Source organism: Streptomyces sp. NPDC038707 (assembly GCF_040636485.1).
Lineage (GTDB): Bacteria > Actinomycetota > Actinomycetes > Streptomycetales > Streptomycetaceae > Streptomyces.
In genome coordinates this window covers 193943-206863 of sequence record NZ_JBEZUP010000008.1, presented here as the reverse complement: position 1 = coordinate 206863, position 12921 = coordinate 193943, and the positions used below count along the sequence as shown (strand labels likewise).

10 protein-coding genes are annotated in these 12921 nt (G+C 72.7%); 9 read left to right on the top strand and 1 reads right to left on the bottom strand.

Annotation, left to right across the window (positions count from 1 at the left end; translation table 11 throughout):
- Positions 1-46 precede the first annotated feature (46 nt).
- Positions 47-2527, top strand: a complete 2481-nt coding sequence (locus tag AB0E62_RS14100; RefSeq protein ID WP_362192124.1) for an alpha-L-arabinofuranosidase C-terminal domain-containing protein — start codon at positions 47-49, stop codon at positions 2525-2527.
- 15 nt (positions 2528-2542) lie between these two features.
- On the opposite strand, the gene AB0E62_RS14095 is transcribed toward AB0E62_RS14100, so the two are convergent.
- The gene (locus AB0E62_RS14095) at positions 2543-3775 is read right to left on the bottom strand and encodes a cysteine desulfurase (protein ID WP_362192122.1); all 1233 of its coding nucleotides are present in this window, start codon (positions 3773-3775) and stop codon (positions 2543-2545) included.
- A gap of 81 nt (positions 3776-3856) precedes the next feature.
- Here AB0E62_RS14095 and AB0E62_RS14090 point away from each other — a divergent pair, with 81 nt between their 5' ends.
- The 8 genes from AB0E62_RS14090 to AB0E62_RS14055 all read left to right on the top strand — a co-directional run bounded on the left by AB0E62_RS14090 (position 3857) and on the right by AB0E62_RS14055 (position 12919).
- Positions 3857-4459 carry an ABATE domain-containing protein gene (locus AB0E62_RS14090; RefSeq protein ID WP_362192120.1) on the top strand — a complete coding sequence of 201 codons (603 nt, stop codon included), beginning with the start codon at positions 3857-3859 and terminating at the stop codon, positions 4457-4459.
- 255 nt (positions 4460-4714) lie between these two features.
- On the top strand, positions 4715-7255 hold the full coding sequence (locus tag AB0E62_RS14085) for a YfhO family protein (RefSeq protein WP_362192118.1): 2541 nt from the start codon (positions 4715-4717) through the stop codon (positions 7253-7255).
- A gap of 22 nt (positions 7256-7277) precedes the next feature.
- Positions 7278-8228: a glycosyltransferase family 2 protein gene (locus AB0E62_RS14080; RefSeq protein WP_362192116.1), complete on the top strand. Its 951-nt coding sequence runs from the start codon at positions 7278-7280 to the stop codon at positions 8226-8228.
- Positions 8228-8596 (top strand): GtrA family protein, encoded by a 369-nt coding sequence (locus AB0E62_RS14075; protein ID WP_362192114.1) that lies wholly within the window; start codon positions 8228-8230, stop codon positions 8594-8596. The genes AB0E62_RS14080 and AB0E62_RS14075 overlap by 1 nt, the downstream gene beginning before the upstream one ends.
- Before the next feature lie 45 nt (positions 8597-8641).
- A complete protein-coding gene (gene argC / locus AB0E62_RS14070; RefSeq protein ID WP_362192112.1) occupies positions 8642-9670 on the top strand; it encodes an N-acetyl-gamma-glutamyl-phosphate reductase in 1029 nt (342 codons plus the stop codon).
- The gene (gene argJ, locus AB0E62_RS14065; protein WP_362192110.1) at positions 9667-10821 is read left to right on the top strand and encodes a bifunctional glutamate N-acetyltransferase/amino-acid acetyltransferase ArgJ; all 1155 of its coding nucleotides are present in this window, start codon (positions 9667-9669) and stop codon (positions 10819-10821) included. The genes argC and argJ overlap by 4 nt, the downstream gene beginning before the upstream one ends.
- Positions 10818-11717: an acetylglutamate kinase gene (gene argB / locus AB0E62_RS14060; protein ID WP_362192108.1), complete on the top strand. Its 900-nt coding sequence runs from the start codon at positions 10818-10820 to the stop codon at positions 11715-11717. Before argJ ends, argB begins: the two co-directional genes overlap by 4 nt.
- Positions 11714-12919, top strand: a complete 1206-nt coding sequence (locus AB0E62_RS14055; RefSeq protein WP_362192106.1) for an acetylornithine transaminase — start codon at positions 11714-11716, stop codon at positions 12917-12919. The genes argB and AB0E62_RS14055 overlap by 4 nt, the downstream gene beginning before the upstream one ends.
- The last annotated feature ends 2 nt before the right edge of the window (positions 12920-12921 follow it).

Sequence of the window (12921 nt, the reverse complement as noted above, 5' to 3'; positions counted from 1 at the left end):
GCTGACCAACGTCTGATATTTCGAACAACAGAGCCGCGGAGTATCCATGTCACGCACCACCCGCTTCAGACTCGGTCTGGGAGCGGGCGCCGTCCTGCTCGCCACGGCCGCCCTCCCCGTCCCCGCCCACGCCGAGGATGTCACCGACTACGCGATCACCGTCGACCCCTCCGCCACCGGCCCCGCGATCCCCCGGACCATGTACGGGGTCTTCTTCGAGGACATCAACCGCGCCGCCGACGGCGGTCTGTACGCCGAACTCGTCCAGAACCGGTCCTTCGAGTACACGACCGCCGACAACGCCTCCTACACCCCGCTCACCGCCTGGACCGTCTCCGGCACCGCCCGCGCGGCGGACGACGCCGGCCGGCTCAACGAGCGCAACCGCACCTACCTGGCGCTGGGCGCCGGCTCGTCCGTCACCAACGCCGGTTACAACACCGGCATCGCCGTACGGGACGGTGAGAAGTACGACTTCTCGGTGTGGGCCCGCGCCGAGGCCGGCGCCACGCTCACCGTCACCCTCCAGGACTCCGGCGGACCGCTCGCCACCGCCCGCCGGATCGCCGTGAAGAAGCACGGCTGGGCCCGCTACCGGGCCACTTTCACGGCCACCCGGACGAGCACCACGGGCCGGCTCACCGTGGCCGCCGACTCCGCCGCCGCCCTGGACATGGTGTCCCTCTTCCCGCGCGACACCTACCGGCACGAGCCCAACGGCCTGCGCAAGGACCTCGCCGAGAAGGTCGCCGCCCTGCACCCCGGCTTCGTCCGCTTCCCCGGCGGCTGCCTGGTCAACACCGGCTCCATGCAGGACTACAGCGAGGCGTCCGGCTGGCAGCGCAAGCGCGCCTACCAGTGGAAGGACACCGTCGGCCCGGTCGAGCAGCGCGCCACCAACGCCAACTTCTGGGGTTACAACCAGAGTTACGGCCTCGGCTACTACGAGTACTTCCGGTTCGCCGAGGACATCGGCGCCATGCCGCTGCCCGTCGTACCGGCCCTGGTGACCGGCTGCGGGCAGAACCGGGCCGTGGACGACGACGCCCTGCTGAAGCGGCACATCCAGGACACCCTGGACCTGGTCGAGTTCGCCAACGGCCCGGCGACCTCCGCCTGGGGCAAGGTGCGGGCACGGATGGGCCACCCGAAGCCCTTCCACCTCACCCACATCGAGGTCGGCAACGAGGAGAACCTGCCCGCCGAGTTCTTCGCCCGCTTCCAGAAGTTCCGCGCGGCGATCCAGGCGAAGTACCCGTACATGAAGGTCGTCTCCAACTCCGGCCCGGACGACTCGGGCACGACCTTCGACACGGCCTGGAAGCTCAACCGGGACGCTGGGGTCGACATGGTCGACGAGCACTACTACAACAGCCCGCAGTGGTTCCTCCAGAACAACGACCGCTACGACTCCTACGACCGCCAGGGCCCCAAGGTCTTCCTCGGCGAGTACGCCTCCCAGGGCAACGCCTTCAAGAACGGACTCGCCGAAGCGGCCTTCATGACCGGCCTGGAACGCAACGCGGACGTGGTCGAACTCGCCTCCTACGCCCCGCTGTTCGCCAACGAGGACGCCGTCCAGTGGCGCCCGGACCTGGTGTGGTTCAACAACCACGCCTCCTGGGGCTCGGCCAACTACGAGGTGCAGAAGCTGTTCATGACCAACGTGGGCGACCGGGTGGTGCCGAGCACGGCCACCGGCACCCCGGGCGTCAGCGGACCCATCGCCGGCGCGGTCGGCCTGTCCACCTGGAACACCAGCGCCGCCTACGACGACGTACGGGTCACCGGCGCCGACGGCTCCGCGCTGCTCGCCGACGACTTCTCCGGTGACGCCTCGAAGTGGACCCACACCGGGACCGGCAGCTGGAGCGTCCAGGACGGCCGCTACGTCCAGACGGACGACACCGCCGAGAACACCATGGTCCAGGCCGGCGACCCCTCCTGGCACGACTACGACCTGCGGGTGAAGGCCACCAAGAAGTCCGGCAGGGAGGGCTTCCTCGTCGCCTTCGGCGTCAAGGACACCGGGAACTACTACTGGTGGAACATCGGCGGCTGGAACAACACCCAGTCGGCCGTCGAGCAGGCCGTGGACGGCGGCAAGTCCACGCTGATGACCAAGGCGGGCTCGGTCGAGACCGGCCGCGCCTACGACATCGACGTCAAGGTGCGGGGCCGCCAGGTCACCCTCTACCTCGACGGCAAGGAGTGGGGCGCCTTCACGGACGACAAGCCGGCCGAGCCGTTCCGGCAGGTCGTCACGCGCGACACGAAGACCGGCGAGCTGATCGTCAAGGTCGTCAACGCCCGGTCCGCCGCCGCCCGCACCGCCGTCGACCTGGGCGGGGCCAGGGTCGCGTCCCGGGCCACGGCGACCACGCTCGCCGCCGCGCCGGACGCCGTGAACACCGAGACGGCCACGGCGGTCGCCCCGCGCACGTCCACCGTGACCGGGGTCGCGGGGAAGTTCACGTACACCTTCCCGGCGAACTCCGTCACCTTCCTCAGGATCAAGGAGAAGTAGGGCGCGCGGGGGTGCTCAGGCGCCGAAGTACCGCTGGGCCGCCCGCACCCCCGCCACCAGCGCGTCGACCTCCTCCGGCGTGTTGTAGACGTAGAAGCTCGCCCGGGTGGTCGCCGGGACGCCGAACCGCCGGGCGAGCGGCCGGGCGCAGTGGTGGCCGACGCGCACGGCGACGCCCCGCTCGTCCAGCACCTGTCCGACGTCGTGCGGATGGACGCCGTCCACGGTGAACGAGACGGCCGAGCCCCGGTCGGCGAGGTCGCCGGGGCCGACGATCCGCACCCCGGGCACCTCGGCGAGCAGGGCCAGGGCGCGGGCGGTGAGCGTGTCCTCGTACGCCGCCACCTCCGCCATGCCCAGCCGCTCCAGGTACTCCACCGCCGCCGCGAGCCCCACCGCCTGCGCGGTCATCGGCACCCCCGCCTCGAAGCGCTGCGGCGGCGGCAGGAAGGTGGTGCGGTCCATCTCCACGACCTCGATCATCGAACCGCCGGTCAGGAACGGCGGCAGGCCGGCCAGCAGCTCCGCGCGGCCCCACAGCACGCCGATGCCGTTCGGGCCGAGCATCTTGTGCCCGGAGAAGGCCAGGAAGTCCGCGCCCAGCCCGGTCACGTCCACCGGGCGGTGCGGCACCGACTGGGCGCCGTCCACCACCACCAGCGCGCCGGCCGCGTGCGCCCGGTCGGCCAGCTCCCGCACCGGGTTCAGCGTGCCGAGGACATTGGACTGGTGGGTGAGCGCGAGCACCTTGGTGCGCTCGTCCAGCAGCTCGCCGGCCCGGGTCAGGTCCAGCCGGCCCTCGTCGGTCAGACCGAACCAGTCCAGCGTCGCGCCGGTCCGCGCGGCCAGCTGCTGCCAGGGCACCAGGTTCGCGTGGTGCTCCATCTCCGTCACCACGATCCGGTCGCCGGGGCCGATCCGGCCGGCGTTGCCGAGCGCGTACGCCACGAGGTTGACGGCCTCGGTGGTGTTCTTGGTGAAGACCACCTCGTCGTCGGCGGCGCCGATGAACCGGGCGACCGTGTGCCGGGCCTGCTCGTAGGCCTCCGTCGCCTCGCCGGCCAGCTGGTGCGCCCCGCGGTGCACGGCGGCGTTGCGGGTGAGGTAGAAGTCCCGCTCCGCGTCCAGGACCTGGAGCGGTTTCTGGGTGGTGGCCCCGGAGTCCAGGTAGACCAGCGGCGCGCCGCTCGCCACCGTCCGCCGAAGGATCGGGAAGTCCTCGCGCAGCGCGTCCACATCGAAGGCCACGGCTGTCACCTCTCACGGTTTCGTCTTCGGTTCTCCGTGAGGAACGCTAGGTCATTCTCACGGAGAACCGCAAGGAATACCATGAGAGACGTGGAAGATGAGACACCCGTCCACCTGCACCGGCTCCCGGTCCCCGGTGAGGACCGGTACGCCTCGCTGGCGCTGGTCAACACCCGGTTCACCGTCAGTCACGGCCAGGTCGACCTGCTCGACGACACCCGGGCCGCCCATCTGTGGCTGGTCCGGCACGCCCTGCTGCCCGACCCCGTCGCCCTGGCGGGCCGGCAGGCCGGCCGGCTGCGGGCCCTGCGCGAGGCGCTGCGGGACCTCTTCGCGGCCCGGGCCGCGAGGACCCGGCCGTCCGGTGACGCCCTCGACACCCTGAACACCGCCCTCGCCGCCGCCCCCGCCACGCCCCAGCTGGCCTGGGGCGCCGACGGCCCCCGCCGCGCCGACCTCCCCGACTCCGGCAACCCGGCCGCCGCCGCGCTCTCCCTGCTCGCCGAGGACGCCACCGAGCTGCTCACCGGCCCCGACGCGGCCCAGCTCACCGAGTGCGCCGCCCAGGGGTGCGCCCGCTGGTTCCTGCGCTCCCACGGCGCCCGCCGCTGGTGCACCACCAAGTGCGGCAACCGGGTCCGGGCGGCCCGGGCCTACGCGGCCCGCAAGGCCGGTTCACCCTAAAAACACCTGCCGGAAATCAAGAATTATCCGGCCGGCCATCAAATTCACGCGGTGTTTCCCCGTCCCGGAGAAAGTCACCCGATTTTTCGGTGAGCGCACAACCAACAGGAAACGCGCTCCGTCTAAGTCCGCGAATAGACGGGGTACGCATTCTGTGAGGACGCCGACAATGCACCGCAGCACTCCATGGGACGCGCCCGGCAATGCCGGGGGGAACCCGGGGCCGCACCCGGACGGGAACCGGATGTGAAAGCGATGTCCCGGCCGGGGCGGGCCGCCTGCCTGCTCGCCGCCGCCCTCGCGGTCACCGCCTTCTGCGCCGGTGACGCCCTCGCGCGCAGTTACCCCTTCGGCCCGCGCACCCGGAGCGTCAACGACCTGGGCAACCAGTTCGTGCCGTTCCACGCCCACCTGTGGGACCTGCTGCACGGCCGGGCCGAGGGCGGCCTCCTCGTCAACTGGCAGTCCGGTTACGGCGCTTCCTTCCTGCCCGACCTCGGCACCTACCTCGGCAGCCCGTTCGCCCCGCTGGTCGCCCTCTTCCCCCGCGACGAGATCGACCTCGCGGTGTACGTGATCACCCTGCTGAAACTCGCCTGCGCCGCCGCGGCCATGACCGGACTGCTGCTCGCCCTCCGGCCCGGCCGCTGGTGGGCGGCCGGGCTGCTCGGCGCCTCGTATGCGCTGTGCGGCTGGACCCTCGCCGACGCCGACTACAACCCGATGTGGCTGGACGGGCTGATCGCCCTGCCCCTGCTGTGCCTGGTCGGCGAATGGGCGCGCACCGGACGCCGGTTCCTGCCCGGCACGCTGATCGTCGCGCTCGCCTGGACCGCCAACTTCTACACCGCCTACATGGCCACCCTCGGCGCCGCCCTGGTGCTGCTGCTCCGCCTCGTGCTCGCCCGGCCGCCGGGCCGGCAGGCCCTCGCCGCGGCCGGCCGCGGCGCCCTCACCACCGTCCTCGGGGCGGGCCTCGCCGCCCCGCTGGTGCTGACCGTCTACTTCGGCACCCGGCACGCCTACCCGGGCCGGGCGCGCGCGTTCGCCCCGGTGCCGGCCGAGGACGTGCTCGCCCGGCTGCTGCCGACGGCGTACGGCTGGGGCTCCCCGGCGCTCTGCACCGGCACCACCACGCTGCTGCTCGCCCTCGCCCTGCCCTTCCACCGGGCCGTCCCCGGGCGGGTCCGGGCCGGCTGGACGGCCCTGGTGCTGCTGGCGGTCCTGTCCCTCCAGTGGGCGCCCACCCATCTGGTCTGGCACGCCTTCGCCACCCCGCAGGGCAGCCCCTACCGGCAGACCTTCGTGGTCTGCGGACTCCTCGTCATCGCCGCCTGGCACACCCTGTCCCACGGCCCGCCCGGCCCGCGCGCCCTCGGCCCGGCGGCCGGGCTGCTCGCCCTGATCACCGCCCTCGCCGGCCGCAGCACCGTGGTGCGGCCCCTCACCTGGCCGGTGCTGCTGCTCGCCGTCGCCGGCGCGCTGGGCGGCCTGGTGCTGCTGGCCCGCGCCGGGCGGCGCGGCCGGCTCGCCGGTCTGGCCGTCGTCCTGCTGCTCGGCGCGCAGACCGGGGAGAGCGCCGCCACCACGGCCGTCACCACCCGGCTGCACCTCGCGCGCCTGGACGACTACGCGCCCTGGGGCGCCCGGCAGGAACGGCAGTCCGCGCTGATCGCCGAGGCCGACGCCTGGCCCCGGTACCGCACCGACCCCGGCCGGGAGCAGACCGTCGGCAACGACCCGCTGCTGGTGGGCGGCGAGGGCGCCCAGTACTACAGCAGCCTGACCTCCGACGTCCTCAGCCGCACCCTGACCGCGCTCGGCGGCGGCTGGACCTCCCGGGGCCGCAGCGTGCAGAGCCTGGACAACGCCGTCACCGACGTGATCTTCTCCGTCGGCGCCCGGGTGCACTCCCCGCCCGACCCGCACCAGAAGCACGCGCCGCCGGACCGGCGCCCGGTGCGGCTGTCCCGGCGGGACGTGCCGCCGCTGGTCACCGTGCGGCCCGCCCCGGACCCCCGGCCCTTCGGCGACTCGCCGTACCGCAACCAGGAGATCCTGCTCGGCAGCCGCGTCTACACCGTCCCCCGGATCGCCGTACGGGACGACTCCGGCAGGCCGCTGCCGGACCGCCGCACCGGCTCCGGCACCGCCCGGACCCGGCCGGTGATCACCGCCCGCTGCCCGGCGGGCACCCAGGTCCACCTGTGGGCGCCGCACTACTCCGGCACCGCCCGGCTCGGCGACGGCACCGCCACGCCGTTCAACTCCCGGGGCGACCGCAGCCGCGCCGCCATGGCCCCGCTCGGCACCGCCCCCGCCTCGGGGCGGGTGACCGTCCGGCTCACCCCGGCCCGGCCCGGCAGCGTCCCGCCCGGCGCGATCGGCTGCCTGGACACCGGCCGGCTGCGCACCGCCGCCGCGCAGCTGACGGCCGGCGGCGCCACCGGCGTCACCGTCTCCGGCGGCACCGTCCACGCCCGGCTGCCCGCCGGGAGCCGGGGCCTCGCGGTCCTCGCCGCACCCCGCGTCGCCGGCTGGCGGTGCGCCACGGGGGACGGCCCGCAGCGGCCGGCGGGGGAGTACCACGGCCTGGTCGCCGTCCCCCTCGGCCCCGCGTCGACCAGCCTGACCTGCACCTTCCACCCGCCCGGACTCCGGCTGGGCACGGCGGTCGGGGGCGCCTCGCTGCTCGTCCTCGCCGTGCTGGCCGCCGGTTCCGCCCTGCGCCGCCGGCGCGCCCCGGCGCCGCCCACGACCACATCGCCGCGCGAGCGGGCGACCACCGCTCACTGACCGCGCCCAGGGGGAGAACACCATGCTGATATCCGTCGTCGCGCCCTGCTACAACGAGCAGGACGTCCTCGCCCGCTTCCACGAGGAGGTCCAGAAGGTCGCCGAGGAGCTGCTGCCCCTCGGCCACGACATGGAGTTCGTCTACGTCGACGACGGCAGCCGGGACCGCACGCTCGCCGTCCTCCAGGAGCTGGCCGGGCGCGACGCCCGGGTGCGGTACGTCTCCTTCAGCCGCAACTTCGGCAAGGAGGCGGCCCTGCTCGCCGGGCTGCGGCACGCCTCGGGCGACTCGGTGATCGTCATGGACGCCGACCTCCAGCACCCGCCGCAGTTGATCAAGCGCATGGTCGAGCTGCGCGAACAGGGCCACGACCAGGTCATCGCCCGGCGCACCCGCACCGGCGACCGGCTGACCCGGACCCTCACCGCGCGCCTGTACTACCGGCTCGTCAACCGCCTGGTCGACGTCGAACTCATGGACGGCGTGGGCGACTTCCGGCTGCTGTCCCGCCGGGTGGTGGACGCGGTGCTGGGGCTGACCGAGTACAACCGCTTCTCCAAGGGCCTGTTCGCCTGGGTGGGCTTCCCGAGCACCACCTTCGAGTACCGGAACGCCGTCCGCGAGGCCGGCCGCAGCTCCTGGAACCTGCGCGGACTGCTCAACTACGGCCTGGACGGCCTGCTGTCCTTCAACAACCGCCCGCTGCGCGCCGCCCTCTGGCTGGGCGTGACCCTGCTGATGTGCGCGGGCCTGTACACCGCCTGGATCGTGGGCGCCGCGCTCGTCCACGGCGTCCAGACCCCCGGCTATGTGACGATCATCACCGCGGTGACCGCCCTCGCGGGCGTGCAGATGGTCATGCTGGGAGTCATCGGGGAGTACACCGGCCGCATCTACTACGAGGTGAAGAGGCGTCCGCACTTCCTGGTGAAGGCGACCAACGTGGAACGGACGAAGGACCTCGTTCCCTGATGCGGCAGATACTGACCTTCGCGGCGGTCGGTGTCGTCAATACGGCGACCTACTACTGTCTTTACCTGTTGTTCCTGACCGGGCTTCCCTATCTCGCGGCGCACATCCTGGCTTTCGTGCTCGCCATGGTCGGCTCCTTTTTCCTGAATGCCCGCTACACCTACCGGACCCCGCCCACCTGGCGGAAATTCCTGCTGTTCCCGCTGACCAACCTCACCAACTTCGTGATCACGACGGCGGGGGTGTACCTGATCGTGGACGTGCTGCACGCGGGGAGCCGCCTCGCCCCGCTGGCCGCCTCCGCCGCGGCGATCCCGGTCACCTTCGTCGTCTCCCGCTGGGTGATGCTCCCGAAGTCCATTGCATAAACGTGCAGCGATACGTATAGTCATGCCATCCAGAGGAGGGTGGACATGGCAGTACGTGCGGCGGTGGCCGGAGCGAGCGGATACGCGGGCGGAGAAGTCCTGCGACTGCTCCTCGCGCACCCCGAGGTCGAGATCGGTGCCCTGACCGGGAACTCCAACGCCGGACAGCGGCTCGGTGCGCTCCAGCCGCACCTGCTGCCGCTGGCCGGCCGGGTGCTGGCCGAGACCACGCCCGAGGCCCTCGCCGGGCACGACGTGGTCTTCCTCGCGCTGCCCCACGGCCAGTCCGCGGCCGTCGCCGAACAGCTCGGCCCCGATGTCCTCGTGGTCGACATGGGAGCCGACTTCCGGCTGAAGGACCCGGCCGACTGGGAGCGGTTCTACGGCTCCCCGCACGCCGGCACCTGGCCCTACGGCCTGCCCGAACTGCCGGGCGCCCGCGCCGCGCTCACGGGGTCCAGGCGCATCGCGGTGCCCGGCTGCTACCCGACCGCCGTCTCCCTCGCCCTGTTCCCCGCCTACGCGGCCGGGCTGGTGGAACCCGAGGCGGTGATCGTCGCCGCGTCCGGCACCTCCGGCGCGGGCAAGGCCCCCAAGCCGCACCTGCTGGGCAGCGAGGTCATGGGCTCCATGTCGCCGTACGGCGTCGGCGGCGGCCACCGGCACACCCCCGAGATGATCCAGAACCTCGGCGCCGTCGCCGGCCGGCCCGTGAAGGTCTCCTTCACCCCGACCCTGGCCCCGATGCCCCGCGGGATCCTCGCCACGTGCAGCGCGTCCGCCGCCCCCGGCGTGACGGCCGACAGCGTCCGCGCCGCCTACGAGAAGGCGTACGCCGACGAGCCCTTCGTCCATCTGCTCCCCGAGGGCCAGTGGCCCGCCACGGCGTCCGTCCAGGGCTCCAACGCCGTCCAGGTGCAGGTCGCCCACGACGCCGCCGTGGGCCGCGTCATCGCGATCAGCGCCATCGACAACCTGACCAAGGGCACCGCCGGCGGTGCCGTCCAGAGCATGAACATCGCCCTCGGTCTTCCCGAGACCACCGGGCTTTCCACGATCGGAGTCGCACCGTGAGCGTCACGGCAGCCAAGGGATTCACGGCGGCGGGGATCGCCGCCGGGATCAAGGAGAACGGCAACCCCGACCTGGCCCTGGTGGTCAACAACGGGCCCCGCCGTGCCGCCGCGGGCGTCTTCACCTCCAACCGGGTCAAGGCGGCCCCGGTGCTGTGGTCCGAGCAGGTCCTGGCGAGCGGCCAGGTCTCGGCCGTCGTCCTGAACTCCGGCGGCGCCAACGCCTGCACCGGACCGAAGGGCTTCCAGGACACCCACGCCACCGCCGAGAAGGCCGCCGAGGTGCTCGGCCGCGGCGCCATCGAGATCGCCGTCTGCTCCACCGGTCTGATCGGCGTGCTGCTGCCCATGGACAAGGTCCTCACGGGCGTGGAGAAGGCCGCCGCCGCCCTGAGCGAGCACGGCGGCGAGAAGGCCGCGATCGCCATCAAGACCACCGACACCGTCCACAAGACCTCGGTCGTCACCACCAGGGACGGCTGGACCGTCGGCGGCATGGCCAAGGGCGCCGGCATGCTCGCCCCCGGCCTCGCCACCATGCTCGTCGTCCTCACCACCGACGCCGACCTGGAGAGCGAGGCGCTGGACAAGGCGCTGCGCGCGGCCACCCGGGTCACCTTCGACCGCGTCGACTCCGACGGCTGCATGTCCACCAACGACACCGTGCTGCTGCTCGCCTCCGGCTCCTCCGGCGTCACCCCCGGCTTCGACGAGTTCGCCGAGGCCGTCCGCCAGGTCTGCGACGACCTCGGCCGCCAGCTCATCGGCGACGCCGAGGGCGCCAGCAAGGACATCAAGGTCGAGGTGATCAACGCGGCGACCGAGGAGGACGCCGTCGAGGTGGGCCGCTCCATCGCCCGCAACAACCTCCTCAAGTGCGCGCTCCACGGCGAGGACCCCAACTGGGGCCGCGTGCTCTCCGCGATCGGCACCACCCGGGCCGCCTTCGAACCCGACCGGCTGAACGTGGCGATCAACGGCGTCTGGGTGTGCCGCAACGGCTCCGTCGGCGAGGACCGCGACCTGGTCGACATGCGCTACCGCGAGGTCCACATCGTCGCCGACCTGGCCGCGGGCACCGAGACCGCGACCATCTGGACCAACGACCTGACCGCCGACTACGTCCACGAGAACAGCGCCTACTCCTCATGACAACCCGCAAGCACACCGCGCTGCCCAAGGCCCGCATCCTCATCGAGGCGCTGCCCTGGCTCACCCGGCACCACGGCAAGGTCGTCGTCATCAAGTTCGGCGGCAACGCCATGGTGGACGAGGAACTGAAGGCCGCCTTCGCCCAGGACGTCGTCTTCCTGCACCACGCCGGCCTCAGGCCGGTCGTCGTGCACGGCGGCGGCCCGCAGATCAGCGCCGCCCTCGACCGGCACGGCATCGCCAGCGAGTTCAAGGCGGGCCTGCGCGTCACCACCGAGGACGCCATGGACGTCGTACGGATGGTGCTCGCCGGGCAGGTGCAGCGCGAGCTGGTCGGCCTGCTCAACCGGCACGGCCCGCTCGCCGTCGGCCTCACCGGTGAGGACGCGCACACCATCACCGCGACGAGGCACCTCCCCGAGATCGACGGGGAACCGGTCGACATCGGGCGGGTCGGCGAGATCACCGGCATCGACACCGGCGCCATCGAGGCCCTGCTCGCCGACGGCCGGATCCCGGTCGTCTCCTCGATCGCCCGCGCCGAGGACGACGGCCACGTCTACAACGTCAACGCCGACACGGCCGCCGCGGCACTCGCCGCCGCCCTCGGCGCCGAGACCCTCATGGTCCTCACCGACGTCGAGGGGCTCTACGTGGACTGGCCGCACTCCGACGAGGTGATCAGCCGCCTCACCGCCTCCCAGCTGGAGAAGCTGCTGCCGGACCTGAGTGCCGGCATGGTGCCCAAGATGGAGGGCTGCCTGCACGCCGTGCGCAACGGCGTCACCACCGCCCGGGTCATCGACGGGCGGGTCCAGCACTCGATCCTGCTGGAGATCTTCACCGACGAGGGCATCGGCACCATGGTCGTACCGGACGCACAGGGGGAGTCATGAGCAACCAGGAACTGACCGCGCGGTGGCAGGGCGCGCTGATGAACAACTACGGCACCCCGCGCCTGCCCCTCGTCCGCGGCGAGGGCACCCGGGTGTGGGATGCCGAGGGCCGGGAGTACCTGGACTTCGTCGGCGGCATCGCCACCAACGCGCTCGGCCACGCCCACCCGGCCGTCGTCGAGGCCGTCAGCGGCCAGATCGCCTCCCTCGGCCACATCTCCAACTTCTTCATGGCCGAGCCCACCGTCGCCCTCGCCGAACGGCTCCTGCGCCTGTTCGGCCGGGACGGCCGGGTCTTCTTCTGCAACTCCGGCGCCGAGGCCAACGAGGCCGCCTTCAAGATCGGCCGGCTGACCGGGCGCGGCCATGTGGTCGCCACCGACGGCGGCTTCCACGGCCGCACCATGGGCGCCCTCGCGCTCACCGGCCAGCCCGCCAAGCAGGACCCCTTCCGGCCGCTGCCCGGCGATGTCACCCACGTGCCCTACGGCGACCCCCAGGCGCTGGCCGCCGCGGTCACCGAGGACACCGCGCTCGTGATCATCGAGCCGGTCCAGGGCGAGAACGGCGTGATCGTGCCCCCGGCCGGCTACCTCAAGGCCGCCCGCGCCATCACCGCCGCCACCGGCGCGCTGCTGGTCCTGGACGAGGTGCAGACCGGCATCGGCCGGACCGGGACCTGGTTCGAGTACCAGGCCCACGACGGCGTACTGCCCGACGTCGTCACCCTCGCCAAGCAGCTCGGCGGCGGGCTGCCGCTCGGCGCGACCGTGGCCTTCGGCCGGGCCGCCGAACTGCTCGGGCCCGGCCACCACGGAACCACCTTCGGCGGCAACCCGGTCGCCTGCGCCGCCGGACTCGCCGTGCTCGACACCATCGAGGGCGAGGGACTGCTGGACAACGTCAAGCGGCAGAGCGAGCGGCTGCGGGAGGGAATCGAGGCGCTCGGCCACCCGTTGGTCCACGGTGTCCGGGGCGCGGGCCTGCTCCTGGGTATCGTGCTCACCGGGCCGCGCGCGCCACAGGCGCAGGCGGCGGCCCAGGAGGCCGGGTTCCTGGTGAACGCGCCCGCCCCCGACGTCGTACGGCTCATGCCGCCGCTGAACCTGCGCGACGACGAGGCGGGTGCGCTGCTCCGGGCGCTGCCCGGCATCCTCGACGCAGCGAGCCCTGTGGATGGGGACGGACGATCCGGAGAATGAGA

Excerpts from the sequence above, each read along its gene's own strand:
- argC (WP_362192112.1), top strand. The coding sequence starts at position 8,642 with ATGGCAGTACGTGCGGCGGTGGCCGGAGCGAGCGGATACGCGGGCGGA.
- AB0E62_RS14075 (WP_362192114.1), top strand. The coding sequence starts at position 8,228 with ATGCGGCAGATACTGACCTTCGCGGCGGTCGGTGTCGTCAATACGGCG.
- AB0E62_RS14090 (WP_362192120.1), top strand. The coding sequence starts at position 3,857 with ATGAGAGACGTGGAAGATGAGACACCCGTCCACCTGCACCGGCTCCCG.
- AB0E62_RS14100 (WP_362192124.1), top strand. The coding sequence starts at position 47 with ATGTCACGCACCACCCGCTTCAGACTCGGTCTGGGAGCGGGCGCCGTC.
- AB0E62_RS14085 (WP_362192118.1), top strand. The coding sequence starts at position 4,715 with ATGTCCCGGCCGGGGCGGGCCGCCTGCCTGCTCGCCGCCGCCCTCGCG.
- AB0E62_RS14080 (WP_362192116.1), top strand. The coding sequence starts at position 7,278 with ATGCTGATATCCGTCGTCGCGCCCTGCTACAACGAGCAGGACGTCCTC.
- AB0E62_RS14055 (WP_362192106.1), top strand. The coding sequence starts at position 11,714 with ATGAGCAACCAGGAACTGACCGCGCGGTGGCAGGGCGCGCTGATGAAC.
- argB (WP_362192108.1), top strand. The coding sequence starts at position 10,818 with ATGACAACCCGCAAGCACACCGCGCTGCCCAAGGCCCGCATCCTCATC.